Source organism: Polaromonas sp. LjRoot131 (assembly GCF_964252805.1).
Taxonomy (GTDB): domain Bacteria; phylum Pseudomonadota; class Gammaproteobacteria; order Burkholderiales; family Burkholderiaceae_C; genus Polaromonas.
Genome location: NZ_CAXUPF020000002.1, coordinates 223,642 through 249,992, shown reverse-complemented (window position 1 = coordinate 249,992; position 26,351 = coordinate 223,642). Strand labels below are relative to the sequence as shown.

General features: G+C 65.7%; 26 protein-coding genes. 16 read left to right on the top strand and 10 right to left on the bottom strand.

The annotated features are described in order from the left end of the window. Positions 1–45 precede the first annotated feature (45 nt). From gsiB to ACSQ27_RS11595, 5 genes are read left to right on the top strand one after another with little or no spacing between them, the layout of a single operon-like run. The gene (gene gsiB / locus ACSQ27_RS11615; protein WP_436155661.1) at positions 46–1,596 is read left to right on the top strand and encodes a glutathione ABC transporter substrate-binding protein GsiB; all 1,551 of its coding nucleotides are present in this window, start codon (positions 46–48) and stop codon (positions 1,594–1,596) included. Positions 1,597–1,636: 40 nt separating this feature from the next. Next, positions 1,637–2,557, top strand: coding sequence for a glutathione ABC transporter permease GsiC (gene gsiC, locus ACSQ27_RS11610; RefSeq protein WP_436155660.1), 921 nt, complete (start codon positions 1,637–1,639; stop codon positions 2,555–2,557). Continuing rightward, positions 2,554–3,462, top strand: a complete 909-nt coding sequence (gene gsiD / locus ACSQ27_RS11605; RefSeq protein ID WP_436155659.1) for a glutathione ABC transporter permease GsiD — start codon at positions 2,554–2,556, stop codon at positions 3,460–3,462. The genes gsiC and gsiD overlap by 4 nt, the downstream gene beginning before the upstream one ends. A gap of 15 nt (positions 3,463–3,477) precedes the next feature. Next, complete coding sequence (locus tag ACSQ27_RS11600; RefSeq protein ID WP_436155658.1) at positions 3,478–4,554, top strand: P1 family peptidase; 1,077 nt, start codon at positions 3,478–3,480, stop codon at positions 4,552–4,554. Beyond that, positions 4,551–5,369 carry a M55 family metallopeptidase gene (locus tag ACSQ27_RS11595; protein ID WP_436155657.1) on the top strand — a complete coding sequence of 273 codons (819 nt, stop codon included), beginning with the start codon at positions 4,551–4,553 and terminating at the stop codon, positions 5,367–5,369. The genes ACSQ27_RS11600 and ACSQ27_RS11595 overlap by 4 nt, the downstream gene beginning before the upstream one ends. Positions 5,370–5,396: 27 nt before the next feature. Here ACSQ27_RS11595 and ACSQ27_RS11590 read toward each other — a convergent pair whose 3' ends face one another. Beyond that, positions 5,397–6,152, bottom strand: a complete 756-nt coding sequence (locus tag ACSQ27_RS11590) for a M14 family zinc carboxypeptidase (protein WP_436155656.1) — start codon at positions 6,150–6,152, stop codon at positions 5,397–5,399. Between the two features lie 258 nt (positions 6,153–6,410). Between ACSQ27_RS11590 and ACSQ27_RS11585 the strand changes: the two genes are divergently transcribed. From ACSQ27_RS11585 to ACSQ27_RS11575, 3 genes are all read left to right on the top strand, one after another. Next, the gene (locus ACSQ27_RS11585) at positions 6,411–6,854 is read left to right on the top strand and encodes a flavin reductase family protein (protein WP_436155655.1); all 444 of its coding nucleotides are present in this window, start codon (positions 6,411–6,413) and stop codon (positions 6,852–6,854) included. 228 nt (positions 6,855–7,082) lie between these two features. Next, positions 7,083–7,979 carry a DMT family transporter gene (locus tag ACSQ27_RS11580; RefSeq protein WP_436155654.1) on the top strand — a complete coding sequence of 299 codons (897 nt, stop codon included), beginning with the start codon at positions 7,083–7,085 and terminating at the stop codon, positions 7,977–7,979. 9 nt (positions 7,980–7,988) lie between these two features. After that, entirely contained in the window at positions 7,989–9,194 is a 1,206-nt protein-coding gene (locus ACSQ27_RS11575; RefSeq protein WP_436155653.1) for a pyridoxal-phosphate-dependent aminotransferase family protein, read from the top strand. Here ACSQ27_RS11575 and ACSQ27_RS11570 read toward each other — a convergent pair. The 7 genes from ACSQ27_RS11570 to ACSQ27_RS11540 are packed head-to-tail and all read right to left on the bottom strand — an operon-like array spanning position 9,178 to position 16,938. Then, positions 9,178–9,990: an SDR family NAD(P)-dependent oxidoreductase gene (locus ACSQ27_RS11570; protein ID WP_436155652.1), complete on the bottom strand. Its 813-nt coding sequence runs from the start codon at positions 9,988–9,990 to the stop codon at positions 9,178–9,180. The genes ACSQ27_RS11575 and ACSQ27_RS11570 overlap by 17 nt on opposite strands. Positions 9,991–10,049: 59 nt before the next feature. Then, on the bottom strand, positions 10,050–10,793 hold the full coding sequence (locus ACSQ27_RS11565; RefSeq protein WP_436155651.1) for an SDR family NAD(P)-dependent oxidoreductase: 744 nt from the start codon (positions 10,791–10,793) through the stop codon (positions 10,050–10,052). A gap of 28 nt (positions 10,794–10,821) precedes the next feature. Then, positions 10,822–11,751: a branched-chain amino acid ABC transporter permease gene (locus ACSQ27_RS11560; protein WP_436155650.1), complete on the bottom strand. Its 930-nt coding sequence runs from the start codon at positions 11,749–11,751 to the stop codon at positions 10,822–10,824. A gap of 36 nt (positions 11,752–11,787) precedes the next feature. After that, positions 11,788–13,140 carry an ABC transporter substrate-binding protein gene (locus ACSQ27_RS11555; protein ID WP_436155649.1) on the bottom strand — a complete coding sequence of 451 codons (1,353 nt, stop codon included), beginning with the start codon at positions 13,138–13,140 and terminating at the stop codon, positions 11,788–11,790. Positions 13,141–13,180: 40 nt separating this feature from the next. Further along, a complete protein-coding gene (locus ACSQ27_RS11550; RefSeq protein WP_436155648.1) occupies positions 13,181–14,083 on the bottom strand; it encodes an NAD(P)-dependent oxidoreductase in 903 nt (300 codons plus the stop codon). Positions 14,084–14,107: 24 nt separating this feature from the next. Beyond that, positions 14,108–16,051: a bifunctional 5-dehydro-2-deoxygluconokinase/5-dehydro-2-deoxyphosphogluconate aldolase gene (locus ACSQ27_RS11545; RefSeq protein ID WP_436155647.1), complete on the bottom strand. Its 1,944-nt coding sequence runs from the start codon at positions 16,049–16,051 to the stop codon at positions 14,108–14,110. After that, positions 16,048–16,938, bottom strand: a complete 891-nt coding sequence (locus ACSQ27_RS11540; RefSeq protein WP_436155646.1) for a MurR/RpiR family transcriptional regulator — start codon at positions 16,936–16,938, stop codon at positions 16,048–16,050. The genes ACSQ27_RS11545 and ACSQ27_RS11540 overlap by 4 nt, the downstream gene beginning before the upstream one ends. Before the next feature lie 194 nt (positions 16,939–17,132). Here ACSQ27_RS11540 and ACSQ27_RS11535 point away from each other — a divergent pair, with 194 nt between their 5' ends. The 4 genes from ACSQ27_RS11535 to ACSQ27_RS11520 are packed head-to-tail and all read left to right on the top strand — an operon-like array spanning position 17,133 to position 20,256. Continuing rightward, positions 17,133–18,146: a branched-chain amino acid ABC transporter permease gene (locus ACSQ27_RS11535; protein ID WP_436155645.1), complete on the top strand. Its 1,014-nt coding sequence runs from the start codon at positions 17,133–17,135 to the stop codon at positions 18,144–18,146. Then, complete coding sequence (locus tag ACSQ27_RS11530; protein WP_436155644.1) at positions 18,143–18,886, top strand: ABC transporter ATP-binding protein; 744 nt, start codon at positions 18,143–18,145, stop codon at positions 18,884–18,886. The genes ACSQ27_RS11535 and ACSQ27_RS11530 overlap by 4 nt, the downstream gene beginning before the upstream one ends. After that, on the top strand, positions 18,883–19,629 hold the full coding sequence (locus ACSQ27_RS11525; RefSeq protein ID WP_436155643.1) for an ABC transporter ATP-binding protein: 747 nt from the start codon (positions 18,883–18,885) through the stop codon (positions 19,627–19,629). Before ACSQ27_RS11530 ends, ACSQ27_RS11525 begins: the two co-directional genes overlap by 4 nt. A gap of 6 nt (positions 19,630–19,635) precedes the next feature. Beyond that, positions 19,636–20,256 carry an ATP-binding cassette domain-containing protein gene (locus ACSQ27_RS11520; protein ID WP_436155642.1) on the top strand — a complete coding sequence of 207 codons (621 nt, stop codon included), beginning with the start codon at positions 19,636–19,638 and terminating at the stop codon, positions 20,254–20,256. On the opposite strand, the gene ACSQ27_RS11515 is transcribed toward ACSQ27_RS11520, so the two are convergent. Further along, complete coding sequence (locus ACSQ27_RS11515; protein WP_436155641.1) at positions 20,226–22,238, bottom strand: acetoacetate--CoA ligase; 2,013 nt, start codon at positions 22,236–22,238, stop codon at positions 20,226–20,228. The two genes, ACSQ27_RS11520 and ACSQ27_RS11515, sit on opposite strands and share 31 nt — an antisense overlap. Before the next feature lie 97 nt (positions 22,239–22,335). Here ACSQ27_RS11515 and ACSQ27_RS11510 point away from each other — a divergent pair, with 97 nt between their 5' ends. Together ACSQ27_RS11510 and ACSQ27_RS11505 are read left to right on the top strand one after the other, a co-directional pair. Then, the gene (locus ACSQ27_RS11510) at positions 22,336–23,034 is read left to right on the top strand and encodes a hypothetical protein (RefSeq protein WP_436155640.1); all 699 of its coding nucleotides are present in this window, start codon (positions 22,336–22,338) and stop codon (positions 23,032–23,034) included. A gap of 10 nt (positions 23,035–23,044) precedes the next feature. Continuing rightward, the gene (locus tag ACSQ27_RS11505) at positions 23,045–23,935 is read left to right on the top strand and encodes a hypothetical protein (protein WP_436155639.1); all 891 of its coding nucleotides are present in this window, start codon (positions 23,045–23,047) and stop codon (positions 23,933–23,935) included. A 24-nt stretch (positions 23,936–23,959) separates the two neighbouring features. On the opposite strand, the gene ACSQ27_RS11500 is transcribed toward ACSQ27_RS11505, so the two are convergent. Next, positions 23,960–24,805 carry an NmrA family NAD(P)-binding protein gene (locus tag ACSQ27_RS11500; protein ID WP_436155638.1) on the bottom strand — a complete coding sequence of 282 codons (846 nt, stop codon included), beginning with the start codon at positions 24,803–24,805 and terminating at the stop codon, positions 23,960–23,962. A gap of 110 nt (positions 24,806–24,915) precedes the next feature. On the opposite strand from ACSQ27_RS11500, the gene ACSQ27_RS11495 reads away from it, so the two are divergent. Beyond that, complete coding sequence (locus tag ACSQ27_RS11495) at positions 24,916–25,845, top strand: LysR family transcriptional regulator (RefSeq protein WP_436155637.1); 930 nt, start codon at positions 24,916–24,918, stop codon at positions 25,843–25,845. After that, a complete protein-coding gene (locus tag ACSQ27_RS11490) occupies positions 25,835–26,284 on the top strand; it encodes a ribonuclease HI family protein (protein WP_436155636.1) in 450 nt (149 codons plus the stop codon). Before ACSQ27_RS11495 ends, ACSQ27_RS11490 begins: the two co-directional genes overlap by 11 nt. The last annotated feature ends 67 nt before the right edge of the window (positions 26,285–26,351 follow it).

Sequence of the window (26,351 nt, the reverse complement as noted above, 5' to 3'; positions counted from 1 at the left end):
TTGTCTCCCGTGTTTGCCCCTCGTTTCGCCTCAAGGAGTTTTTTCATGAAGAACCGTCTCTCTCCCCTCACAGCCGCGCTGGCCGGCCTGATCGGCCTGGCATGCCTTGCCGCCGCGCCGGCCCATGCCGCCAAAGACGTGGTCGTGGCCGTGCAGTCCAATTTCACCAGCACCGATCCGTATGACGCCAACGACACGCTGTCGCAGGCCATGGCCAAATCCTTCTACCAGGGCCTCTACGGTTTCGACAAGGACATGAAGATGGTGCCGGTGCTGGCCGAGAGCCACACCGTCAGCAAGGACGGCCTGGTCTACACCTTCAAGCTCAAGTCCGGCATCAAGTTCCATGACGGCACGCCCTTCAACGCCGAGGCCGTGAAAGTCAATTTCGACCGCGTCACCAACCCCGAGAACAAGCTCAAACGCTACAACCTCTACAAGAACATCGCCAAGACCGAGGCGGTGGACGCCACCACCGTGCGCGTGACGCTCAAGGAGCCCTTCTCGCCTTTCATCAACACACTGGCCCATCCCTCGGGCGTGATGATCTCGCCCGCGGCACTGGCCAAGTACGGCAGCAAGGGCATCGCGCAAAACCCCGTGGGCACGGGGCCCTTCAAGTTCGTCGAGTGGAAGGCCACCGACTACCTGAAAGTCGCCAAGTGGGACGGCTACTGGAAGAAGGGCTACCCCAAGGTCGACAGCATCACCTGGCGCCCGGTGGTGGACAACAACACGCGCGCGGCCATGATGCAGACCAACGAGGCGCACTTCGCCTTCCCGATGCCGCCCGAAACGGTGGACAGCCTGTCGAAGAAGCCCAGCCTGGAGGTGACCAGCGCGCCGTCCATCATCCATCGCTACCTTTCGATGAACACGCTGCAAAAGCCTTTCGACAACCCGAAGGTGCGTGAGGCCATCAACTACGCAATCAACAAGGAAGCCCTGGTCAAGGTGGCCTTCTCGGGCTACGCAATCCCCGCCGAAGGCGTGGTACCCCATGGCGTGGAATACGCCGCCAAGCTGGGGCCCTGGCCTTACAACCCGGCCAAGGCGCGCGAGCTGCTGAAGGAAGCCGGTTATCCCAACGGCTTTGAAAGCACCCTGTGGTCGGCCTATAACTACACCACGGCGCAGAAGGTGATCCAGTTCGTACAGCAGCAGCTGGCCCAGGTCGGCATCAAGGTGCAGGTGCAGGCGCTGGAAGCCGGCCAGCGTGTGGAGCGCGTGGAAAGCGCGCAGGACCCCGCCACGGCTCCGGTGCGCATGTACTACGTGGGCTGGTCCTCGTCCACCGGTGAAGCCGACTGGGCCCTGCGCCCGCTGCTGGCCTCCGAGTCCCTGCCGCCCAAGATGTTCAACACCGCCTACTACAAGAACCCCGAAGTGGACGCCGACATCGCCAAGGCGCTGGTCACCACCAGCGGCGCGGAGAAGGCCAAGCTGTACACCGACGCACAGCAGCGCATCTGGAAAGACGCACCCTGGGCTTTCCTGGTGACCGAACGGCTGCTCTCGGTGCGTGCGCGCAACCTGGCCGGCTTTTACGTGATCCCGGACGGCAGCTTCAACTTCGACGAAGTCGAACTGAAGTAATCCCGGCCACCACAGCCTCCTGACAAAACGCGCTCACCGCATGACCTATTACCTTCTCAAGCGCCTGCTGGGCCTGCTGCCGACGCTGCTGATCGTGGCCGTGCTGGTGTTCCTGTTCGTGCACCTGCTGCCCGGCGATCCGGCACGCCTGGCCGCCGGGCCCGATGCGGGACCTGAAACCGTGGAGCTGGTGCGCCGCGACCTGGGGCTGGACCTGCCGATTCCGCAGCAGTTCGTGCGCTTTTTCAGCCATGCGCTGCAGGGCGACTTCGGCCTGTCCATCCGCACCAAGCGGCCCGTGGCCACGGAGATCTCGGAGCGCTTTGCCCCCACCTTCTGGCTCACCATCGCGGCCATGGGGTGGTCGGTGCTCCTGGGGCTGGTGCTGGGCATGGTGTCGGCGGTGTGGCGCAACCGCTGGCCCGACCGGCTGGGCATGTCGCTGGCGGTCTCCGGCATCTCGTTTCCTTCGTTCGCGCTGGGCATGCTGCTGATGCAGTTTTTCTCGGTGCACCTGGGCTGGCTGCCCACCGTCGGGGCCGATTCCTGGCGGCACTACATCCTGCCCTCCCTCACGCTGGGCGCGGGTGTGGCGGCCGTGATGGCACGCTTCACGCGCAGCTCCTTCATCGACATCCTCAAGGAAGACTACGTGCGCACGGCGCGCGCCAAGGGCCTGTCCGAAACCGTGGTGGTCGTGAAGCACGCGCTGCGCAACGCGCTGATCCCGGTCGTCACCATGATGGGCCTGCAGTTCGGCTTCCTGCTGGGCGGCTCCATCGTCGTCGAGGTCGTCTTCAACTGGCCCGGCATGGGCCGGCTGCTGGTTGACGCGGTGGAGATGCGGGACTACCCCGTGATCCAGGCGCTGGTGCTGCTGTTCTCGCTCGAATTCATCCTGATCAACCTGGTGGTGGACATGCTCTACGCCATCATCAACCCGACCATCCGCTTCAAGTGAACACCACCGAAACTCCAAGCCCCGCCGCCGCGGACGGACCGCCGGCCGCCCTCGCCGTGCGCACGCCCGCCGCCGAGTTCTGGCGGAAATTCAAGAAGCAGCGCGTGGCCCTCGTCGCCGGCGGGTTTGTGCTGCTGCTGGTGCTGGTCGCGGTGCTCGCGCCCTGGCTGAGCCCTTTCGACGCCGAGAACTTCTTCGACTACGACGCACTGAACGCGCCGCCCTCGGCCAAGCACTGGTTCGGCGTGGACGCCCTGGGGCGCGACATCTTCAGCCGCATCCTGATGGGCGCGCGCATCTCGCTGGCCGCGGGCCTGGTCTCGGTGGCCGTGGGCGCCGTGATCGGCACGCTGCTGGGCTTGCTGGCGGGCTACTACGAAGGCTGGTGGGACCGCATCGTCATGCGCATGTCCGACGTGCTGTTTGCCTTTCCCGGCATCTTGCTGGCCATCGGCATCGTCGCGATCCTGGGCAATGGCATGATCAACGTGATCATGGCCGTGGCCGTCTTCAGCGTGCCGGCGTTTGCGCGCCTGGTGCGCGGCAACGTGCTGTCGCTCAAGCACCAGACCTACATCGAGGCGGTGCGCTCCATAGGCGCGCCCGACTCGGTCATCATGCTGCGGCACCTGCTGCCGGGCACGGTGTCGTCGGTGGTGGTGTACCTGACCATGCGCATAGGCACCTCCATCATCACGGCCGCCAGCCTTTCCTTCCTCGGCCTGGGCGCGCAGCCGCCCACGCCGGAATGGGGCGCCATGCTCAACGAGGCACGCGCCGACATGCTCAATGCGCCGCACATCGCGCTGTTCCCCAGCCTGGCCATCTTCCTGACCGTGCTGGCCTTCAACCTGCTGGGCGACGGCCTGCGCGATGCGCTGGACCCCAAGATCGACCGCCAATAAGCGGGGCAAGGCTTGGTGACACCGCGCGACCTGCTGCCTCACATCGGCAACCTGCCGCAGGGGCCGCGCAACGCCATCACCGACGTCGCCGGTGTGACCGTGGGCCATTGCACGCTGGACGCCAACGAGGTGCAGACGGGCGTGACGGTGGTGCATCCCCATGCCGGCGACCTGTTCCGCGACCGGGTCCCGGCCGCGGCCGTCGTGCTCAACGGCTTCGGCAAGAGCGTAGGCCTGCTTCAGGTCGAAGAGCTCGGCGTGCTGGAGACGCCGATTGCACTCACCAACACCTTTTCGGTCGCCACCGTGGCCACCGCGCAAATCCGGCAGTGCATGGCCGCCAACCCCGAGACCGGGCGCGGCCTGCCCACCGTCAACCCGCTGGTGTTTGAGTGCAACGACGGCTTTCTCAACGACATCCAGCGCATGGCCGTCACGGAGCAGCACTACCTGCAGGCCTGCGCGCAGGCCGGCACGGACGTCGAGGAAGGCTCGGTCGGCGCGGGCCGCGGCATGTCGAGCTTCGGGCTCAAAGGCGGCGTCGGCACGGCCTCGCGCCGCGTGGCGATCCCGGCGGGCGGTGAGCACACCGTCGGCGCGCTGGTGTTGGCCAACTACGGCCAGCTGCCGCAACTGGTCCTGGCCGGCCAGGTCCTTGGCGCCCGGCTGGTGGCACATCAGGCACAAACGGCAGAGCCCGAAAAAGGCTCCATCATCCTGCTGATTGCCACCGATGCCCCCCTTGACGCGCGCCAGCTGCGCCGGCTGGCATTGCGCGCCGGCGCCGGGCTGGCCCGCACCGGGTCGGTGTTCGGCCACGGCAGCGGCGACATCGCCCTGGCGTTTTCCACCGCCTACACCGTGCCGCAGCAAACCGCCAGGCCCATGCCGGCCGTGACGATGCTGCACGACGGCTTGATCGACCCGCTGTTCCAGGCCGTTGCCGACAGCACCGAGCAGGCCATCCTCCATGCCCTGTGGCAGGCCTGCGCCGTCACCGGCCGCGACGGCCACCATCGCAACGCGCTACACGACCTGCTGCCCGGCTGGCCTTCTTCATCCTCAATTTCACCTTCACCGGATTCCCCATGAAAGTCCTGATCTCCACCGACATCGAAGGCGTTGCCGGCGTCTTTCACCTCGAACAGGTGCGCGCCGGCAATCCCGAGTACGAACGCGCCCGCCTGCTGATGACGCACGAGGCCAACGCCGCCATCGCCGGCGCCTTCGATGCGGGCGCCACCGAGGTGCTGGTCAACGACTCACACGGCAGTTTTCGCAACATGCCGGCCGAGCTGCTGGACGCGCGCGCCCAGGCCGTCATGGGCAAGCCGCGCTACCTGAGCATGATGGCCGGCGTCGACGACGGCGTGGGCGCGGTCTGCATGATCGGTTACCACTCGCGCGCGCAAGGCCGCGGCATCCTCGCGCACACCATCAACAGCTTTGCCTTTGCCCGCGTGTACTTCAACGGCATTGAGCTGGGCGAAGCCGGCATTTATGGCGCGCTGGCCGGCGAGTATGGCGTGCCGGTGGTGATGGCCAGCGGCGACGATGTGTTCATCGAGGAGCACCGCCCGCTGTTTCCGCATGCCACCTTTGTGCAAACCAAGCGGGCCACCGGCCAGACCAGCGGCATCAGCCTGTCCCCGGCCCAGGCCTGCGCCGCCATCCGCGCCGGCGTGGCCGCCGCGCTGGTGCAGCAGGGTGCAGCCCGCCCCTATGTGTTGGCAGGCCCCATCGCCGTGCGCATCCAGACCCAGTCACCTGCGCTGGCCGACCTGTTTTGCCAATGGCCGGCCCTGCGCCGGCTGGATGGGGATGAAGTCCGCTTTGATGCGCCTTCGGTGGAGGCTGCTGTGCGCATGGTCAACAGCCTGTCGGCCATGTCCAGCATGCTGCGCTAGAAATCTTTTCGAGGAGTAAGAGCCGCTCTAAGGCACGCGCGGCGTGTGTTCCGCGCCCTGCCCAATCCCCCGCTCGCTCATCCAGCGCAGCAGGTCCAGCCACATCTGGCGCATCTCGGCGTCCAGCGGGGTGCGTGTGGAGTTGGGCAGCTCTATGGTCACGACCGGCACGCCTTTGTGGATGCCGCCGTAATTGCCCAGCGAACCCGGAAAGATACCGACCTGGTCCAGGTACAACCGCCCCAGGCGCGAGGGCGGCACCGACGGCCCGTCGAAGTCGAGCACGCCATAAGGCGCATGGATGCTGACGATGAGCTGGGGCTTGAAACTCTGCATCTGCTCGTGCAGAAAGCGCGACTCGGGTTCGGACAGCGGCTTGGGACCGGGCCAGCGGCGCGGGTCCTTGCCCGTGCGTTTTTCCCAGTAGACCTTGGCGTCGCGTTCCCAGTTGGGGGTCGGGAAATTGCGGTTCAGGTCCACGCCATGCGCGTTGATGCGGCGCGGCGGCCTGGACAGCACACCGTCGGGATTGAGCACCGGCACAAAGCGCCAATGGACCACCTGGGGCGCGTCCTGCGGCGGCTGCGCGGCCAGCCTGATCCAGTGCAGGGCCACCGCGCCCGAGGACAACTCGTCGCCGTGAATGGCGCCCACCACCAGCACGCGCAGGCCGGCGTTGTCCGGCTTGATGTCGCGCACCCAGAGCGCCTGCCCGTTGACCGAGCGCGCGCCCGAGGGCTGCAGCTGCGCCGCGTCGCAAAGTTCGCGCTTGACGTTCGGCATTTTGGCTGCGTATTCAGCGCAAGGCGAAACAGTCTGGGCATGAGCCGCTATTAAATGAGTAGCAAGCAGGCAAAGGGCAAAGCGGCGAAACGGCATGCCCGGGAGTTTAACCGGCGCAGCAACACGGCCCGCCTAGACCCTGGCGCAAACAGGCCCTGCCGGCATCAGTTAAATTAGCCGTCTATGCCGACCCCTGCCACCCCTCGCCAAGCGAGCAGTCCCAGTTTTTCACAGCGGGAGTTCCGGGCGTCGCTGGCGATGTTCGCCACCGGGGTCACCATCGTCACCGCGCGCACGCCGGCCGGCGTGCTGGTGGGACTGACCGCCAACTCCTTCAACTCGGTGTCGCTGCAGCCGCCGCTGGTGCTCTGGAGCCTGGCGCGCGCGGCGGGCTCCATGTCCGCGCTCAGCACCGGCTCGCACTACGCGATCAACATCCTCGCGGCCGACCAGAAAGCGCTGGCCGAGCGTTTCGCCAGCGGGCGCGCCGACCGCTGGGACGGCGTGGCCTATACCGAAGGCGTCAGCGGGGCTCCGCTGCTGGACGGCGCGGCCGCCCACTTCGAATGTTTCAACCGCAGCCGCTATGAAGAAGGCGACCACGTGATCTTCGTGGGCGAGGTCGAACGCTGCGGCCACCGCGCGGGCGCATCGCCGCTGCTGTTCCACGGCGGCAAGTTTTATACAGAGCACCCGTTGTAGGAAGCGCCAGGGCGCCGGCGTTGGCTGCTTCCCTTCCGCAGAGCCCCCATCCCAACCTTCCCCCAGTGGGGGAAGGAGCAATAAACGGAATGACCTGATGAATCGAATTCCCGTTGCGTCACTCACCAGCTCTTGCTCCCTCCCCCACTGGGGGAGGGCTGGGGTGGGGGCCAGCGGCGCTCGATCACTTCAAGGCATCCACACCCCGAGTTTCCAGGTCCTTCACCGATGACACGCAAGACGCATCTCGACACCCTCGCCATGTCCCTGCTGCTGGGCTGCTGCCTGTTCTGGGGCCTGCAACAGGTCCTGATCAAGGCCACGATCAGCGAAATCCCGCCCATGTTCCAGGCCTCGCTGCGCCTGGTGGGCGCCACGGCGCTGCTGTGGCTGTGGTGCCTGTGGCGCAAGATCCCGCTGTTCAGCCGCGACGGCTCGCTCAAAGCCGGCCTGCTGGCGGGCGGCCTGTTCGGCGCGGAGTTCGCCTGCATCTATGTGGGCCTGCAGTACACCAGCGCCTCCCGCCTTACGGTGTTTTTGTACACCTCGCCCTTCTGGGTCGCGGCGCTGGTGCCGCTGTGGGTCAAGTCCGAACGGCTGCGCGGCCTGCAGTGGGTGGGCCTGCTGTGCGCGTTTGCCGCCGTGGTGTTCGCGCTGCGCGAAGGCTTTACCGGCGACCATGCCTCGACAGCGCGCGGTGACCTGCTGGCGCTGGCCGCCGGCATGCTGTGGGGCCTGACCACGGTGGTGATACGCGCCACCAAACTGGTCAGCATCTCCGCTGAAAAGCTGCTGTTCTACCAGCTGGCCGTGAGCGCCGCCGTGTTTCCTTTCCTGTCGCTCTACCTCGGCGAGCTGTGGTCCTGGCACTTCAGCCCGTTTGCCATCACCTCCCTGCTGCTGCAGACGGTGATAGGCGCCTTCGCGAGCTACCTGGCCTGGATGTGGATGCTGGGGCGCTACCCGGCCACCAAAATTTCGGTGTTTGTGTTTTTCACGCCGCTGTTCGCGCTGCTGTTCGGCGCGCTGTGGCTGAAAGAAAGCGTGACCACCGGCCTGCTGGTGGCACTGGCCACCGTGGCGGCCGGCATCGTGCTGGTCAACCGCAAGCCCTCAGGCGCATAATTTTTCGCCATGACGCCCCACCCACGCATCCCCGGCCACCGATTCCTTCACTCCCCCGGTCCCACGCGGGTGCCGGACGAGGTCATGGACGCGATGCGGCGCCAGCCCATGGATCTGGCGGACCCGCGGCTTGATCGTGTGATCCAGGCCTGCGAGGCCGGGCTCAAGGCGCTGCTGCAAACCACTACGGCCGACGTCTTCATGTATGCCTGCAACGGCCACGGCGCCTGGGAGGCAGTGATCGCCAACCTGCTCGCGCCCGGGCAGCAGGTGCTGATCGCCGGCACCGGGCATTTTTCCGAATCCTGGGCCGTGCAGGCCGAGGCCATGGGTGCGAAAGTGCTGCGCACGCCTTGGCGCGAGGGCTACCCGATCGACGTGCCGGCGATGGAAGCCGCCCTGCGCGCCGACACCGCGCACGCCATCGTGGCCGTGTTTGTGGTGCACACCGACACCGCCAGCGGCATGACCAGCGACCTCGCCAGCATCCGGCAGGCACTGGACGCCGCGGCGCACCCCGCGCTGCTGGTGGTGGACGTGGTCGCCTCGCTGGGTGCCGCGCCCTTTGCCATGGATACGCTGGGCGCCAATGTCGTGCTGGGCGCCTCGCAAAAAGGCCTGATGGTGCCGCCCGGCCTGGCCTTTGTCGCCGCGGACAGCGCCGCGATGAAAGTGGCCGCGGCCAACCCTTCACCGCGCTTTTACTGGGACTGGGCGCGGCGGCAAAGCCCGCTCAGCTACCGCAAGTTCTGCGGCACGCCGCCGCAAAGCCTGCTCTTCGGCCTGGAGGCCGCGCTGGGCTTGATTTTTCATGAGGGCCTTGAGCACGTCATCGCCCGCCACCAGATGATCGCCGGCGCCGTGCACGCCGCCGTCGAGGCCTGGAGCGAAGGCGGCGCACTCAGCCTGTTTGTGCGCGAACCGGCCGCGCGCTCGGTCTCCGTCACCACGGTGTCCGTGGCCGCCGGCATTGACCCCGAAGCCTTGCGCTCAGTCGCGCGCGAGCAGTTCCAGGTTGCCATCGCGGGCGGCCTGGGCCCACTCGCGGGGCGCACGTTTCGCATAGGCCACCTGGGCGACATGAACCCGGCGATGATCCTCGGCTGCCTGGCCGGCGTGGAAGCCGCCCTGCGGGTGCAGGGCATTCCGATCGGCAGCGGCGGCGTGCAACATGCCGTCGCGGCGCTGGCGGGCGAAGTTACTGGGAAGCGGTGATGCCGCCGTCCAGGTAGAGCACCTGGCCCGTCACAAAACGCGATGCGGGCGCCGCAAAAAACACCGCCGCACCGGCCACGTCCTGCGGATCGGCCACGCGGCCCAGCGGAATACGCTCCAGCACCTGTTTTCGCGTCTCGGGATTTTCCAGCCAGTGGCGCGCCATCTCGGTCTGCACCACCGTGGGCGCGATGCCGTTAACGGTGATGCCGTGCGGCGCGAGTTCGCTGGCGTGCTGGCGTATCAGCATGACCAGGCCGCCCTTGCTGCTGCTGTAGGCCGAATAACCGCGGCCGCGCAAACCGAGCTGGGCGCGCACCGAGAGCAAATGCACCTGCGCGCCGCCCTTGCCGCCCGCAATCTGGTGTTTGGCCGCCGCCTGTGCCAGAAACATCGCGGCCTTGAGGTTGACCTGCAGCACCTCGTCAAAGGCTTCTTCGGTGACCTCGAGCAAGGCCTGCTCGCGCTGCATGCCCACGCAGTTCACCAGGATGTCGAGGCCGCCCCACTGCGCGGCCACCGCGTCGACGGAAGCCTGCATCTGCGGCACCGAATGCGCGTCCATGGCCAGGCCGATGGCCTCGTGCCCGGCCGCCTGCAAGGCCGCAGCCACGGCTTCGGCCTTGACCTGGTCGCGGCCCGACACCGCGACGCACGCCCCGGCCATCGCCAGGCCCCAGGCAATCGCCTCGCCTATGCCGCCGTAGCCGCCCGGCACATAAGCGGTTTTGCCGCGCAGGTCGAACAGGCCTGTGAGCGCGGTGCTGAAATCGACGGAGGGTGTGATGCTGCTCATGGATGGCGAAATTGTGGGCGTAAAGCGCGGCGGCGGCGAAAGGGCTTTCCCTGCCTTTCTCAATCCATCAGCAGACCGCCGTTCAGGTCAATGATCTCGCCGGTGATAAAGCCCGACAGCGGCGAGGCCAGGAAGCGCACCACGTGGGCGAACTCCTCGGGCTCGCAGAAGCGGCCAACCGGGATGTCCTTGAGCAGCTTCTGGCGCTGCTCTTCATTGAGCTGTTCGGTGATCATGGGCGTCTTGACATACGCCGGCGCGACAGCATTGGCCGTGACGCCAAAGGGCGCGAGCTCGCGCGCCAGTGAAAAGGTCAGCGAACTCATCGCGCCCTTGGACACAGAGTACGCCGTGCCCGCCGTCAGCCCGCCGGTCTTGGCCGCCAGGGAGCTGGTGTTGATGATGCGGCCGAAACGCCGCGCCTTCATCGCCGGCACCACCTGCTGCGCGAGGTAAAACGCACCGTCGAGGTTGGCGCCCAGCACACGCCGCCACTCGCCGGCTTCGGTGGCTTCGACCTTGTTGTTGGACAGGATGCCGGCGTTGTTGACCAGGATGTCGACCGGCCCGAAGGCCTTGACGATAAGCGCATGGCCGTCGCTCACGGCGGCGGCATCGCTGATGTCAAACGAGAAGGGCAAGGCACGTGAACCCAGCTCATCGGCCAGCGCGCGGTTGCGCTCCTGGTTCACATCGACCATCGCGACCTTGCAGCCGTCTTCGAGCAAGGCCTTGACGACGGCCAGGCCCATGGTCCCTGCCGCGCCCGTGACCAGTGCGACTTTGTCTTGAAGCGGTTTCATTCAGATAGCTTTCCGTAGAGACGAGTGATCAAGCGTCGAGGACACTCTTTTTGCCGAACAAACCGCGCGAACGGAAAGTCACCACGGCAATGAACAGCAAATACATGGACATCAATGACCACTCGGATGCATAGGACCCCGTAAGCCCCACCACCATGCCGACCATCAACCCCGCAATCACCGCGCCCCACAGCGAACCGACCCCGCCCAGCACGATGATCAGGAAGGCCGGCACCACCGCGTCCACACCCACATGCGGGCGTATGCCCCAGATGGGCGCCATGACCACGCCCGCGATGGCGGCCAGCGCCACGCCCAGGCCGAAGACGAAGAGGCGCAGGCGCGAGAGGTTGATGCCCAGGGCGCGCACCATTTCGCTGTCGTGCGCGCCGGCCTTGATGATGGCGCCGTAGGGCGTCTTCTGCAGAAACACCCAGAGCAGCACAATCATCAGGACGGCAAAGCCGCTGGCAAAGAAACGGTATTTTGAATAGACCAGGTCACCCATCAGGAAAGCGCCGGAGATCACCTCGGGCAGCATCAGCTGCTTTTCCGACGAGCCCCAGACCAGGCGAATGCCCTCTTCAATCACCAATGCTGCGCCGAAGGTCAGCAGCAAGCCATACAGCGGGTCGCGGCCATAGGTGCGCCGCATGCACAGCTCCAGCAGCATGCCGAAGATGCCGACAAAAATCGGCGCAAAAATGAGCGCCACGCCGTAGCGCGTGCCCAACGGCAAAGTCATGTACCAGGCCTGCAGGTTGGGAAACATGCCCAGCTGCGGCGCGATCAGGAAGAGCGCGAAGTACATGCCCAGCGCGAACAGCGAGCCGTGCGCGAGGTTGATGGTCTCCATCACCCCCACGATCAGCATGAAGCCCAGCGCGATGAGCGCGAACAGCAGCCCCAGCGAGATGCCGTTGACAAGGTGCGGAATAAGCTGGAGCAGGAAATCCATGTCGGTCTTTGAAGGGCTTTGAAGGTCAGGGGCCGGTCAGGCCTCGTAGCTGGGCGTCGCGTCGTAGCTCTCGAGCTTGCAGGCGCCTGTGGAGTCTTTGTCCATCACATCCTTGGGATCGGCTTGCGTGAGGATCTTGAAGATGTCGTCCTTCTCGGCCGGCTGGTCGTTGTAGCTGGCCATGTAAATCGTCTGCTGGCACTGGTGGGTAACCGGGTCCATCCACGCGTCGTAGTGCTGCAGGCGGTCGGCCGCGCTCATCTTGCGGCCCTCGAGTTTCTTGATGACGGCGATGTTGTTGGTGGTGCCGGCTTCTTCCACGCAGCGCAGCAGCTCGCGTGTGGCCATGTAGCCGTTGTGATAAACATTGCCCGGCACGCGTATCGCCATGCCCGGGAACTGCTTCTGGTAGGCCGCGACGAATTCCTTCACACCGGGAAGGTTCAGGCGCCAGTACCAGGTGGTGCCGAAGACGCCGAAGATCGCCTCGGGGCCCAGGCCGTAGACATCGGGCCAGTCCTGCTGGTTGTTGATCCAGGCCATGGTCTGGTTCATCTTGAGCTGCACCACTTGCTGGCGCAGCGCCTTGATGTCGTCGCCGCCCACGGCCGTGGCCACCACGTTGGGCTTGAGCTGCTGCAGCTTGAGCAGGTAGGACGAGAAGTCGCGCGTGTTCTGCGGCACCAGCAACTCTTCCACGATCTTTCCGCCGTTGGCTTCCACGATGGCGCGCGTCGCCTTGGAGGTGGTGTGGCCCCACACATAGTCGTTGGTCAGCAGCACCCAGTTCTTGCCGCTGGCCTTGATGGCGTTCTTGACGATGGCGTTGGAGAAATTGGTGCCGTTGCCGTCCCAGACGAATTTGGTGCGGTGGCAGTCCTTGCCGGCTTCGGTCGGGCTGCTCGAGTTGGTGTTGAGGAAGATGGTGCCGTATTTCTGCGCGACCTGCGAGATGGCGTTGGACACGCCAGAGTGCACCGCGCCTATCAGGAAGGCCGCCTCGTTGCGCGTGATCATGCGCTCGGCCACACGCGAGCCGGTGGCCGGCGTGGTTTCGGTGTCGATGTGGATGGCCTCGATACGCCGGCCCAGCACGCCGCCTTTGTCGTTGAATTCCTTGATCGCCATCATGGCACCCAGGCGCTCTTCGGCGCCCGAGGCCGCGTACAGGCCCGACGCGTCCATGGTCAGGCCAATCGTCAGCGGCTTCTTTTGCCCGCTCTGTGCCCAGGCGTGGTTGTGCTTCCAGGGGCCCATGAAGGGCGCCGCGCCGTACAGACCCGCGCCCACCAGCGCCAGGCTGGAGTGCTTGAGCAGCGTGCGGCGCGAGGTGGCCTTGCTGTCGGGTGTGGATTCAGGTGTTGCGTCGTTGTTCTTGATGTCGCTCATGATTTTGTCTCCTGCGTGTGAAGGGGTCGAACGGGTTGGCTTACCGGGGAACGATCTTGACGTCGTTGAGTTTTTCCTGTGCTTCGAAAAGGGAGGCGATCAGCTTGTCGCCGAAACCGGCATTGCTGGCCTGGATCAGGCTCTGGTGCGTGGCCTCGCCCATAAAGCTGGTGACCGGCAGCATCTCGGCCATGTGGGTGTAGTAGCGCAGGTCTTTCTGCGCGTTGGCGATGCCGAACTTGAAGCCGGTGACGTCGCCTTCTTTCAGCGTCTTGGTCGCCATCATCTGGAAGATGCCGCAGTTCACGCCGCCGGCCGAGATCACGTCGTACAGGCGATTCAGGTCCAGCCCGCTTTTGGCCGCGACCGCGAAGGCTTCGGCGATCGAGGCCGCGAAGCTCATGGCCATCATGTTGTTGACCAGCTTGAGCACGTGGCCGTGGCCGGGCGGGCCGACGTGGAAAATGTTTTCGCAGAAGGCCTTGAGCACCGGCTCCAGCGTCTTGAAGTCCTCGGGCTCGGCACCGACCATGGTGTTGAGCCTGCCTTCCTCGGCCTCCTTGGGCGTGCGTGCCAGCGGCGCATCGACCAGCTTGATGCCCTTGGCCGCGAGGTCCTTGCGGATGCGGGTGCTGGAGGCCGGCTCGGCGGTGGAGGTGTCGACCACGATCAGGCCTTTGCGTCCGCCGTCCAGCAGGCCGTCCTTGCCGTAAACAATCTCTTCGACCTGGGGCGAGCCCGTCACGCAGATGAACACGATGTCCGAGGCCTGCGCGCATTCGGCATTGGTTTTGGCTTCCTTCGCGCCGGCGGCGATGAGGTCGGCCAGGTTGGCGCGGTTGCGGTTGACCTTGAAGGTCAGGCCGAAGCCTTTGGCCAGCAGGTTTTTGGCCATGCCGTGGCCCATCATGCCGATGCCGATAAATCCGATTTTCGGTGTCATGTTGTCTCCGTTCTTTTTTTGTTTTCAGTTCACGGCTTCAGCCGCACCGGCTGAAGCACCGCTTCGTTTGCCCGCCCGCGCCTGGTCCCACAGCACGATCAGCCGCGCATAACGCTCGGCAATGTCCTTCACGACCGCCGCGTCGTCCATGGCGCCTGAGAACCAGCCGTTCGCGGCATCGGCGAATATCGAACGCCCCACGGCGAAGCCGCGGCAGATGGCGTGCGGCGCCGCGATGCGAAAGCTCTGGGCTAGTTTTTCCTCGCTGGCTTCCAGGCCCAGCACCAGCACGCCGCGGCAGTGGGTGTCATGCTGGTGGATGACCGTGGCGATCTTTTCCCAGGCCGCCGCGCTGGCAGCGGGCGGCAGCTTCCACCAGTCGGGGAAGATGCCGGCCTGGTAGATCTGCTCCAGCGCCAGCGGCACGGTGTCGTCGTCGGCCGGCATGTCCTTGGGCGGAATCACCTCGATCAGGAATTCATGAAAACTGTCCACGCTGGCGCGTTGCAGGTCGGCCAGTCTGGCGAGCTGGCTTTCGCGCAGGGCCGGCGTGTCGTGCGGGTGGTAATACACCAGGCACTTGGCGACGTGCTCGCCGGGCCAGGTCCGCATCGCCGCGCCCAGGCCGGCGCCGGCTTCAAACTGCAAGGGGCGCGAGCCCGGCAGCTCGACCGGCCGTGCCACCCACCAGCCCTTGCCGGTGACGGAAGGCAGCACGTCTTCGCCGAAGCGGCCGTCGACGATCACGCCCACACCGGCGCGCTGGCCGGCGCCGCGGCGCGCGCCCTCGGCGATCAGCGATTTAAAAGCCGGAATGCGTTCCTTGCCCGCGCCGTGGCGTGCGGCCATCTCTTCAAGCTGCATGCGGTGGTCAAAAGCCAGGATGACCAGCTCTTCCCAACGGCGCGTGCGCGTGCTGGTGCGGTGCAGGTGTTCGAGTCGCGCGTCTTCGCGCAGGCGGCGCGTGGCCGAGCCGTGTGCCAGGAAAAACTGCAGTTCTTCCCAGCTCGCCATGGCCGGCGCGCAGCCGTGGCGCGAGACGACCAGCGCCCCGCAGGCATTGGCATAAGCGCAGCAGCGCGTGAGCGGCTCATCGCGTATCCAGCCGCGCAGAAAGCCCGACATAAAGGCATCACCCGCGCCCAGCACGTTGTAGACGTCGACCGGAAAGCCGGGGCCCTGCAAACCCTTCTCGATCGAGTCCGGAATCGCGCCGTCAAACACCACGCAGCCCATGGGACCGCGCTTGACGACCAATGTGCCGGCCGTCAGTTCGCGCAGGCGGCGCAAGGCGGCCAGCGTGTCGGTGCTGCCGCCGGCGATGTGGATTTCTTCCTCGGTGCCCACCACCAAGTCGCACTGGCCGATGATGGTCTGCAGGTGGGTGCTGACCTCGCCCGAGGGTACAAAACGCTGCTCGCCCATGCCTGGGCTGGTCAGGCCCCACAACACGGGGCGGTAGTCTATGTCCAGCACCACGCGTGTGCCCGCGGCCTTGGCCAGCGCCATGGCGCGGGTGCAGCTTTCATAGGTGAGCGGCTGCGATAGATGGGTACCGGAAATCAGCAAGGCCTTGGACGAGGCGATAAAGGCCGCGTCGAAATCGTCCGGGCTGATCGCCATGTCGGCGCAGTTGTCGCGGTAAAAAACCAGCGGGAAGGTGTCGCGGTCCTGGATGCCCAGGAAGACCAGCGCGGTCAGGCGCTTGGGGTCGGTGGCCACGTGGCTCACGTCCACGCCCTCGGCCGCCAGGGTTTCACGCACAAAGCGGCCGTTGTGCTCGTCGCCCACGCGCGTCAGCATGGCCGGCTTGAGGCCCAGGCGCGCCACGCCCACGGCGGTGTTGGCGGGCGAGCCGCCCAGGTATTTGCTGAAGCTCTGCATGTCTTCCAGCCGGCCGCCGATCTGCTCGCCGTACAGGTCGACGGCGGCGCGGCCCATGCAGATCAGATCCAGCGGACGGCTCATGCGGCCCCCTTGCGTGCGGCCTTGGCTACTACCGGCTTGGCCTTGGCTTTGGTTTTTGCCGTGCCCTGCTCGGCCAGCTGGTGGCCGGTGCTGACCACCAGCGCCTGCGCCAGGCACAGCGGCGCAACCAGCGAGCGGAAGGGCTTGGACGAATCGTCGGCCAGCTCCAGGCAGACCTTGGCGTGCGCCTTGAGCGGCGAAATCGGGCCGTCGGTGATGGCGATCACCGAGGCGCCCAGCCTGGCGGCGATGGCCGCGGCCTCGATCACTTCGGGGGAGTAGTTGCGAAAGCTCGCGGCGATCAGCACGTCGCCGGGCGCGATGGAACGCAGGCTTTCGCGCAGCATGCCGCCCGTGCCGTCGAGCAGATGGGTGCGCAGTTCAAGCTGGCTCAAGGCATAAGCGAGGTAGCCCGCCACCGGAAAAGCGCGGCGCTGGGCCAGCACATGGATGCGCGGCGCCGAAGCCATGAGCTTGACGGCCGCTTTCAGGTCGGCCTGGGCGATGGTTTCTTCGAGATGGCCGAGCTCGGCCACCGATTCGCCCACCAGCTGGTGCAGCACGCCGGCCGGCGCGCGCTCGCCGTTGAGCTGCTTGCGGCGCATCTGGTCTATGCGTTCGCGGTAGCTGTCGGAACGCTCCAGCAGGTGGCCGCGAAACACCTGCTGCATTTCGGAAAACCCGCCGTAGCCCAGCGCATTGGCGAAGCGGATCATGGCCGAAGGCTGCACCTCGGTGGCCTCGGCCACCGTCGCCACTGTGCCCAGCGCCAGGTCGTTGGGCTGCTCGAGCGCGAAGCGCGCGATGCGCTGCAGCTGCTTGGACATGTCCGGGTAAGTCCGGCCTATCAGCGCCTTCAGTTCTTCGTAAGTCGTTGCAGAGTCCATGTGTCGTTGCCGCCTCGGGGGATGTGATGGGCCGGGTTGGCCTGCATCGCGTTAATTTAGAATAAATGTTCTTGCTTATTTAAATAATAGAACGTATATTCTGTTTTGTCCAGCCCTTTTTCCGTCGCTGTTTTCAGCAGCTGTTTTTCAAGCCCGACTCCCTCACCCATAAAAACTGAAGAGACAAGGTCCCCATGCAACTCGCCTCCGGCCGCGCGCCGCTGATTCCCCTGCCGATGCTCGCCACCCTGCTGGTGCTGCTGTCCACACCGCTGTGGGTTGGCCGCGTCGGGCTGTACCAATACCTGGCCCTGGAAATCATGATCTGGGTGCTGTTCGCGCTGGGCTACAACCTGCTGCTGGGCTTCACCGGCCTGCCCTCCTTCGGGCACGGTGCCTTCTTCGGCACGGGCGCCTACGCCTTCGGCCTGCTGCAGCTCAAGGTCTGGCCCAACCTGTGGTTCGACCTGGCCGGCGCGGTGCTGGTGACGGCGGCGCTGGGCGCGCTGGTGGCGCTGTTCATCTCGCACCGGCGCGGCATTTATTACGCGCTGCTCACCATCGCTTTCGGCCAGGTGTTCTGGTTCATCGCCAATAAATGGCATACCGTCACGGGCGGTGAAGACGGGCTGCTCAACATCAAGCGCCTGCCGGCCGATTTCGGTTTTGTGTCCTTCAACCTTTCGGGCAACAACGCCCTCTTTTTCTTTTGCCTGGCGCTGTTCGCGGGGGTGCTGCTGGGCCTGTGGCGGCTGATTCATTCGCCGCTGGGCCGCATCTTCAGCGCCATCAAGCAGAACGAAATGCGCGCGGCCTTTGTAGGCTACAACGTCTGGCTCTACAAGTGGCTGGCCTTCACGATCTCCACCGCCGTCGCAGGCTTGGCCGGCGCGCTGTTCGCCATGGCGCAGCAGTCGGCCTACCCCAACGTCATGAGCCTGCACAACTCGGGTTTTGTCGTGATGATGGTGCTGATAGGCGGCGGGCTGGTGAGTTTTTGGGGCCCCGTCATAGGCGCGACCTTTTTTATCCTGGCGCGCGACCTGCTGGGCGCCTACACCGAGACCTGGCTGCTCTGGTACGGGCTGATCTTCATGGCCATGGTCTTGTTCAAGCCCGAAGGCGTCGCCGGCGCATGGCAGGCGTGGAGGGCCAGGCCGCGGCGCAACGCGCCGGCCAAGCCGGTGCACGCGGGAGGTGCGCTGTGAAACTCTTCGAGGCCAGCGGCCTTTCCAAACGTTTTGGCGCCCAGGTGGTGCTGCAAGACATCACGCTCAGTTTCGAGGAGGGCCAGCTCAACGGCATCATGGGCCCCAACGGCGCGGGCAAGACCACCTGCTTCAACGTGCTGACGGGCCGCTACAAGCCCGACCGCGGCCGCGTGACCTTCGCCGGCGAGGACATCACCGGCCTGTCGCCGCGCGAGATTGCGCGCAAGGGCGTGTCGCGTTCCTTCCAGATCATGAATTTGTTCGACAGCTACACCGCGCTCGACAACGTGCTGGTGGCCACCCCGCATGTGCGCAAACAGGGCTTCAACCCCTGGCGCGACCTGGGCGCCGACAGCACGGCGCAGCAACTGGCCGCCGCCATCCTTGAACGCGTGGGCCTCAAGGGCAAGGAGCGCACGCCGGCCAGCAGCCTGTCTTACGGCGAGCGCCGCGCGCTGGAGATCGGCGTGGCGCTGGCGGCCGAGCCGCGCATGCTCTTCCTCGACGAACCCACCGCCGGCCTGGGTGCCGAGGGTACGGCGCGCCTGATGGATCTGGTGAAAGAACTCAAGCGCCAGCTCACGATAGTGATCATCGAACACGACATGAACTTTCTTTTCAAGCTCGCCGACCAGATCTCCGTCATCCACTGGGGCCAGGTCATCAGCCAGGGCACGCCCGACCAGCTGCGGCAAAACGAATGGGTGCGCCGCTCCAACCTGGGAGCGCTGGCATGAGCGCGGTGCTGAAATCCGTCATCCAGACCGTGTCTCAGCCGGCCGACATGCTGGCCGTGGAACGCATAGACACGTTTTACGGCGAAACGCAGGTGCTGTTCGACGTGTCGCTCAAGGTCGGCGCCGGTGAAGTGGTGGCGCTGCTGGGCCCCAACGGCGCGGGTAAAACCACGCTGCTGCGCTCCGTGCTGGGCCTGACGCCGCCGCGCAAGGGAAACATCGCCTTCGACGCGCGCGACATCACACGCTTGCCCACGCACGAGATCGCCAAAGCCGGCATGGGCTGGGTGCCCGACGACAGGCGCATCTTCCCGACGCTGACGGTGGCGCGCAACCTGGCGATAGCGCGCAAGGCCACACGTTTCCGGTCCTGGCACGAGAAAGAATGTTTTGAAATCTTCAGCGCGCTCGAATACCTGATGCACCGCGAGTGCGAAAACCTCTCGGGCGGCGAGATGCAAATGGTGGCGATCTCGCGCGCGCTGCTGGGCTCGCCCGGTCTGGTGCTCTTTGACGAACCCAGCCAGGGCCTGGCGCCCAAGGTGGTGCAGGACGTGATGAAAACCATCAGCCGGCTCAAGGCCGAAGGCATCGCGGTGCTGGTGGTCGAGCAGAACGTGCAAAGCGCGCTGCAGGTGGCCGACCGCGCCTATGTGATGAACCAGGGCGTGATCGTCCACGAGGGCCCCGCGGCCGACCTGCGCAACGACGCCGCCTTGTGCCGGCAGCTTTTGGGAGTCTGAGCCAGCATGAGCCATCCACTTTTACGTGTCGAGAACGTCGCCAAGCAATACCAGCGCGGCCTCTTCCGCAAGACCACGACCTTTTCATTGAACGCCGATTTCGAGGTGCACAAACCCTGCGTGGTCGGTGTCATGGGGCCCAACGGCTCCGGCAAGACCACGCTGTTCGAGCTGATCACCGGCAGCAACCTGCCCAGCGCGGGCCGTGTGCTGGTCAACGGCCAGGACATCCACCAGGTGCGCACGCGCGAGCGCGACCGGCTGGCGATCCACTACCACCAGTCCTACCAGGTGCGCTCGTTTCAAAAGACCAAACCCGACTTCATGCTGGCGCACGCGCAAAGCGATTCGCCGCTGGTGCACCTGTTCGACGAGCCGCAGTTCAACACGCAGGACGGCTACATCGGCTTCATGCTGGATTTCTTCGCCAAGCTCAAGGCCAACGGCCGGCTGGTGTTTTTATGCCTGCACCCGAACGAGCCTTATCACGTCGACATCCTGCGGCAATGCTGTGAGCGTTTTATCTTTGTGCAGAAGGGCGCGATCAGTGAAGCGCCGGATTTCGACACGCTGGCGCAGGATGAGAAGGTGCGCACCTACCTGGGGGCGTTGGCGCCCGCACGCTGATTCGCGAAGGCCACATACCAGTCCAGGCAAGCGGGGTTGGCCATCGCGTCGCGGTTCACCACCTTCTCCAGCGGCTGGCCCAGCAGCAGCTTCTTGATCGGCAGTTCCTGCTTCTTGCCCGAGAGCGTGCGCGGAATCTCGGGCACGGCAAAGATTTCGTTGGGCACAAAACGCGGCGACAGCGCGGTCTTGACGGCCTGGTTGAGTTTGGCCTTCATCGCCTCGTCCAGTGCCTGACCGGGCCGCAGCACGACAAAGAGCGGCATATAACTTTCACGGCCCAGGTATTCGAGGTCGACCACCATGGAGTCCAGCACTTCGGGCAGGGCCTCGATGGCGCTGTAGAGCTCGCTGGTGCCCATGCGCAGGCCGTGGCGGTTGATGGTGGCGTCGCTGCGGCCGTAGATGATGCAGCTGCCAGAAGGCGTGACCTTGAGCCAGTCGCCGTGCCGCCAGACACCGGGGTAGGTGTCGAAGTAGCTGGCGAGATAACGCTGGTTGTCTTGATCGCCGACGAAGTAGAGCGGCATGGACGGCAGCGGTTGCGTGCAGACCAGTTCGCCGACCTCGTCGACGACGGACTCGCCCTTGTCGTTCCAGGCCTCGACGGCGCAGCCCAGGATGCGGCATTGCATTTCGCCGGGGACCACGGGCAACTCGCGGTTGCCGCCGATAAACGCACCGGCAAAGTCGGTGCCGCCAGAAATATTGCACCACCAGATATTCGATATTCCGATCTTTTCGAATTGCGCGGTTCCCCATCGCTGCGTGTCTTCGCTCAGCGGTGAGCCCGTGGTTCCCAGTGTGCGCAGCCGGCTCAGGTCCCCGCATTGCTCAAGGTCAATGCCAGCCTTCATGCAGTTGGCAAAAAAAGCCGCGCCCGCGCCGAAGAAGGTGGCGCGGGTGTTCGCGACAAAGCGCCACAAGGTGGTCCAGTCGGGCTTGTCCTTGTTGGTGCCGGCCGGGTTGCCGTCGTAGATGCAGCAAGTGGTGCCGTTGAGCAGGCTGGCGGCCTGCACGTTCCACATGATCCAGCCGGTGGAGCTGTACCAGTGAAAGCGCTCGGGATTGGCGGGGTCGGCATGGCTGGGCGCCAGGTCGTTGTGCAGGCGCAGCAGCGCCAGCCCCACCAAGGCCACGCCACCATGGCCGTGGACGATGGGTTTGGGCAGGCCGGTGGTGCCGCTGGAATAAACGATCCACAGCGGATGGTCGAAAGGCAGCCAGAGCGGCTCGAAGGCCTTGGTCTGGGCATCGTCGCGCGCGACGGCTTGCGCGAAGCTCGCGCTGCCTGCCGGCACATCGGAGGCCGGAAGAATCTCGTGGATCAGCACATGCGTGACGCTGGGCAGGGCCGCGAACAGTTCGGCCACCGCCTCGCCGCGCGCCATGTCGCGCCCGCCGTAGTGCACGCCGTTGCAGGCGATCAGCACCTTGGGCGCGATCTGGCGAAAACGGTCCAGCACGGCGGGCGTGCCCATGTCGGGCGCGCAGACGCTCCAGACGGCGCCCAGGCTGACCGTCGCGAGAAAGGCGACCATGGTTTCAGGCGTGTTGGGCAGGTAGGCCGCCACGCGGTCGCCGGGCTGTACACCTTGCGCTTTGAGGTGCAGGGCCAGCGAGGCCGCCTGCCGGCGCATCTCGGCCCAGCCGAGTTCGCGCGCCGCCTCGCCTTTCGCGAGGCTGGCTTCGCCATGGCTCAGGATGGCGGGCACGCCGGCCGCTTCGGCGGCTACCGCGTGGCGGAACACCTGCTGCGCGTAGTTGCCCTGCGCGCCGGGAAACCATTCAGCCCCGGGCATGCTGCGCCGGCCCAGCACGGCCGTGTGCGGCGTGGGCGACTGGACCTCAAAAAAATCCCAAATGCTTTGCCAGAAGGCGTCCAGGTCGCTGACCGACCAGCGCCACAAGGCATCGTAGTTGTCGAAGGACAGACCGCGTGTGGCCTGTAGCCAGTTCTGGTAATGGCGTATCTGGAACATGGGCACAACCATAAACCAAGTCGGCCAGGGCCGGCCGGGAATGGGCAAGCAGGCCGTCGCTTATATTCCCAGTGTCTGTCACTCCTGGATACGCTCCATGTCTTTTCGCTCTTCAGCCCTTCTGGCGGCTGCGGCTGCCCTGTTCCTTGCGGGTTGCGCCACCAACAAGGCCCAGTCGCCGGTGAGTTTTTCGCCGGCCGCGCTGAAGTCAAGCAACCAGCGAGTCGGCGTGGCCATGACCGCCTTGCCCAAGGCGGAAGTGCATGTGAACGGGAACATCTGCCTGCTGTGCATCATCACGGCCAACGCGGCCAATTCCACCCTGAACAAACATGCGGCCACCCTGACTCTGGAAGACTTTCCCAGCCTGAAGGACAAGGCCGTCGCCGCGCTGCGCCAGAAGGGCGTGAACGCCATCGTCATCGAGGAGCCGCTGGACATCAAGTCCCTGCAGGACACCAGCCCAGGCACCCGCAATGCCGCGACCAAGGACTTCGCGCCGCTCAAACAGAAGTACGGCGTCGACAGCCTGCTGGTGCTTGAGGTCCACTCCGTGGGCTTTGTCAGGAATTATTCGGGCTACATCGCCACCAACGACCCCAAGGCGCTGGTGCGCGGCACGGGCTATATGGTCAACCTCACGACCAACACCTATGAGTGGTACCTGCCGGTCTACGTGGCCAAAAGCGCCGAGGGCAAATGGGACGAGCCCACGGCGTTTCCCGGCCTGACCAACGCCTATTACCAGGCGCTGGAGATCGGCAAGGACAACTTCCTCCGGCCGCTGGCCAATTGAAACAGCGCCCATGAAGCACCGGCAGGCAGCTTTCCTCGGCGCGGCCATCGTGGCCCTCGCGGGCCTGGGCTTGTCGCCGGCCCACGCCGTACCGGCCGACGCCCCATGGACGCTGTTCCCGCCCACGGAAGAGGCCGTGGTCTTCCGGGGCCGGGCCAGCATGGATATGTCCGCAGGCCGGGATAACCTCACGCTGTATCCCGGACCCAACGCGGGCATATTCGCGGCGGCGATCATCACGCACGGTTTGCTGGCGGACTCCCAGATCGATCGCGCGAAGCAGGCGCTGCAGGATAAGGCGGACATGGTGCTGCGGCCTTACCGGCCGATGCTGAACGACTACAAACACACCGAGTTGATGCAGGCCGCGCTGGACAAGACGCCGTGGGGCGGTTCCAAGGCGCTGGCCGGCCCGGCGCAGGCACGCGGCACGGGCTGGGTGGTGGAAAGCCTGCCCGTCTTCTCGATGACGCAGGACCAGCGGGCCCTGGTGCTGGACCACCTCGTGTCGGTGTACCCGCCCGGTGAAACCAACAAGCCGCTTTACCAGTTCACCGTACGCGTGGTGTCCCAGGCCCGGATGGCGCCTGACATGGAGCGCTACTGGAAGGACAACGCGGGCGCGGCGCTCAAGGCTGAAAGCGCAAGCCTGCTGGCGCATTCACTGGCCCTGGCGTTGCGCGAGACGGCTCAGCCCGCCGCCGGCGATGCGCACGCCTTTCGCACGGTGCGCTACCCCGAAGGCGAGGCCGAGAAGATGGAGCGGGCACAGGTCCTCAGCCAGGCCTGCGATCGCCGGGTGATCAGGACGCTGCGCGGATGGCTGATGTCGGTTCCCTCACCGGCCGTGGCCGACCCATCCGCGGCCTCCTGCGAACCGGCACTGCCGGGCTGGAAATAGCACCCTTCCCGGCTTTGCGCCCGCCTACACCAGGGCGCGCAACACCGTATCGAGTTCCACGGCGCCCTTGCGCGGCGTGTGCTCGAAATCCAGCCAGCCTTCGTTGAAGCCGTCGAGCATGCGCATGCGCGGCTCCGGGTTCTTCATGCCCTGCGCGCTGAAACTGGCCTGCCAGGTCTCGCGCGGCACCGCTTCGGCCCGCACGTCGGTGCGCAGCAGGCGGGCCAGGCCGGCGGCGATGTCGTTCGGCGAATAGCGCGCGGGCCCCTCAAGCTCGACGACGCGGTGGCTATCCCAGGACTCCTGCAAAAGCCCCGCTGCCGTGCGCCCCACGTCGGCGGTAGCGACCATGGGAATCGTGCGGTCCAGCGGCTGCAGGAAGCTGGGGATGATGCCGCTCGCACGCGCGGGGGCTACGTCCCACGCGGCGTTTTCCATAAACCAGGCCGGGCGTAAAAAAGTGATCGGCATGGGCAGTTCGCCCAGACCTTGCTCCAGCAGGCCCAGCTGGCTCAACAGGTTGGGCTGTATCGCCTGCGCGCCCACCGTCGAGATGCAGACCACGCGCGCCGGCCGCGCGGCCGCCAGGGCGCCGTGCAGCGCGGCGACGATGCGGCGCGTTTCGGTGAAGCCGGGTGTAGGGTCGAAATGCGGCGGCAGCAGCACAAACACCGCCTCGGCCCCCATAAAGGCCTGTGTGAGCGACGCCTCGTCGTTCATGTCGGCGAGGGCTGCATCGCAACCCTGTTCAGCCCACGCCTGGCGCCTGGCCGGGTCGCGCACGACGGCCCGCACCGGCTTGCCTGCCGCCAGCAAAGTCCGCGCGACGACGCCACCCACCTTGCCGGTAATTCCCGTGATCACATACATGTCCATTCCTTGGTTGCTGCGGCACACGCCGCGATGGGACGAATTCTGGGCACAGGCGATTCATTTGGCGATAACATGAATGGCATTTGATTCATGACTGACAGGCATGTATGACGGGATTTGACGAACGCGTGCTCAACGGCATGGGCGTGTTTGCGGCCATCGTCGACGCCGGCACCTTTGCCGCCGCGGGCGAGCAGCTCGAGATGTCGCAGCCCGGCGTGAGCCGCGCCGTGGCGCGCCTGGAGGCGCGATTGGGCATACGCCTGTTCGACCGGACCACTCGCGCCATTTCCCTGACCGACGAGGGCCGCCGTTTTTACGAGCAGGTCATGCCGCTGATGGCGGGCCTGGAAGAGGCCGCAGCCAACGCCGCGGGCGGCGCGACGGCGGTGCGCGGGCGCCTGCGCGTGAATGTGGACCCTTTCTTTTCGCGGCTGGTGCTGGGGCCGCGGCTCGGGTCTTTCATGGCCCGCTACCCGGAGCTGCAGCTGGACCTGGTGACCAGAGACCAGCTCGGCGACATGGTGGCGGACGGTTTTGACCTGGCGGTGCGCTTCGGCAACCCCGCATCCTCCAGCCTGGTGTATCGCCGCCTGCTCGATTCGCGCATGGCGACCGTCGCGAGCCCCGCTTACCTCAAGAAATACGGCCGCCCGATGACGCCGCAGGAACTGGACCACGGCTCCTCGCATGTCTGCATCGACTTCCGGAATCCCGAAACCGGCAAACCCTTTAGTTGGGAATTCCATCGCAAGCGCAAAAAGATTGAGATCTGGCCCGGCGGGCGCCTGACCGTCAACGATGCGGGGACGCTGCTGAGCGCCTGCCTGGCGGGTTACGGCATCGCGCAGATCATGACGCTGGGCTCGGAGGCCTTGCTGGCGAGCGGCAGGCTCGTGGAACTGTTTCCCGATTGGCCCGATGAGCACTTCCCGCTCTACGCACTGCATCCGTCGCGCCACCACCCGCCGGCCAAGACCCGGGCCTTCCTGGAGTTTGTGGTGTCACTGGTGCAAGAGGCCCGCGATGCGGCCTGAGGACGCGCCGTGGACGATCCACTGCGACGGCAGCGCCGTGCCCAACCCCGGCCGCATGGGTTTGGGCGCGGTGCTCACGGCGCCTGACGGCAGGCGGCATTCGCTGTCTACCCAAGCGGAGGGCCGGGGCTGCAATAACGAGGCGGAGCTGCGCGCATTGATGGCGGCGCTGCAGGAAGCCAGACGGCGTGGAGCCACCGAGCTGGTCGTTCACTGCGACAACAGCGTGGTCGTGGAGCAGCTGTCCGGGACCGCTCTCGAACCCTTTTTGCGCCTGGTCCCGCTGTTTGACGAGGTGCGCGCCGAGTTGCGGTCTTTCGCGTCAGCGCGGCTGGTGTGGATCCCACGCCACCGCAACCGCGAAGCCGATACCCTGGCCAGGGCGGCTGTGGGGCTGCTGCCCAAAAAGCAGGCGACGCCTGCCAGGCGCCGCCGTTAGCGGCACCCATGCTTCGTCCTGGCGCGAAGCATGGCCATGCCGCTGCGGGGTACAAAGACAACCGTAC

Coding starts and splice junctions, on each gene's coding strand:
- ACSQ27_RS11505 (WP_436155639.1), top strand. CDS start 23,045: ATGAAGCACCGGCAGGCAGCTTTCCTCGGCGCGGCCATCGTGGCCCTC.
- ACSQ27_RS11500 (WP_436155638.1), bottom strand. CDS start 24,805: ATGTATGTGATCACGGGAATTACCGGCAAGGTGGGTGGCGTCGTCGCG.
- ACSQ27_RS11565 (WP_436155651.1), bottom strand. CDS start 10,793: ATGAAACCGCTTCAAGACAAAGTCGCACTGGTCACGGGCGCGGCAGGG.
- ACSQ27_RS11535 (WP_436155645.1), top strand. CDS start 17,133: ATGCAACTCGCCTCCGGCCGCGCGCCGCTGATTCCCCTGCCGATGCTC.
- ACSQ27_RS11550 (WP_436155648.1), bottom strand. CDS start 14,083: ATGACACCGAAAATCGGATTTATCGGCATCGGCATGATGGGCCACGGC.
- ACSQ27_RS11495 (WP_436155637.1), top strand. CDS start 24,916: ATGACGGGATTTGACGAACGCGTGCTCAACGGCATGGGCGTGTTTGCG.
- gsiB (WP_436155661.1), top strand. CDS start 46: ATGAAGAACCGTCTCTCTCCCCTCACAGCCGCGCTGGCCGGCCTGATC.
- ACSQ27_RS11595 (WP_436155657.1), top strand. CDS start 4,551: ATGAAAGTCCTGATCTCCACCGACATCGAAGGCGTTGCCGGCGTCTTT.
- ACSQ27_RS11520 (WP_436155642.1), top strand. CDS start 19,636: ATGAGCCATCCACTTTTACGTGTCGAGAACGTCGCCAAGCAATACCAG.
- ACSQ27_RS11490 (WP_436155636.1), top strand. CDS start 25,835: ATGCGGCCTGAGGACGCGCCGTGGACGATCCACTGCGACGGCAGCGCC.
- ACSQ27_RS11555 (WP_436155649.1), bottom strand. CDS start 13,140: ATGAGCGACATCAAGAACAACGACGCAACACCTGAATCCACACCCGAC.
- ACSQ27_RS11515 (WP_436155641.1), bottom strand. CDS start 22,238: ATGTTCCAGATACGCCATTACCAGAACTGGCTACAGGCCACACGCGGT.
- ACSQ27_RS11510 (WP_436155640.1), top strand. CDS start 22,336: ATGTCTTTTCGCTCTTCAGCCCTTCTGGCGGCTGCGGCTGCCCTGTTC.
- ACSQ27_RS11570 (WP_436155652.1), bottom strand. CDS start 9,990: ATGAGCAGCATCACACCCTCCGTCGATTTCAGCACCGCGCTCACAGGC.
- ACSQ27_RS11580 (WP_436155654.1), top strand. CDS start 7,083: ATGACACGCAAGACGCATCTCGACACCCTCGCCATGTCCCTGCTGCTG.
- ACSQ27_RS11525 (WP_436155643.1), top strand. CDS start 18,883: ATGAGCGCGGTGCTGAAATCCGTCATCCAGACCGTGTCTCAGCCGGCC.
- ACSQ27_RS11540 (WP_436155646.1), bottom strand. CDS start 16,938: ATGGACTCTGCAACGACTTACGAAGAACTGAAGGCGCTGATAGGCCGG.
- ACSQ27_RS11560 (WP_436155650.1), bottom strand. CDS start 11,751: ATGGATTTCCTGCTCCAGCTTATTCCGCACCTTGTCAACGGCATCTCG.
- ACSQ27_RS11545 (WP_436155647.1), bottom strand. CDS start 16,051: ATGAGCCGTCCGCTGGATCTGATCTGCATGGGCCGCGCCGCCGTCGAC.
- gsiC (WP_436155660.1), top strand. CDS start 1,637: ATGACCTATTACCTTCTCAAGCGCCTGCTGGGCCTGCTGCCGACGCTG.
- ACSQ27_RS11590 (WP_436155656.1), bottom strand. CDS start 6,152: ATGCCGAACGTCAAGCGCGAACTTTGCGACGCGGCGCAGCTGCAGCCC.
- ACSQ27_RS11585 (WP_436155655.1), top strand. CDS start 6,411: ATGTTCGCCACCGGGGTCACCATCGTCACCGCGCGCACGCCGGCCGGC.
- ACSQ27_RS11575 (WP_436155653.1), top strand. CDS start 7,989: ATGACGCCCCACCCACGCATCCCCGGCCACCGATTCCTTCACTCCCCC.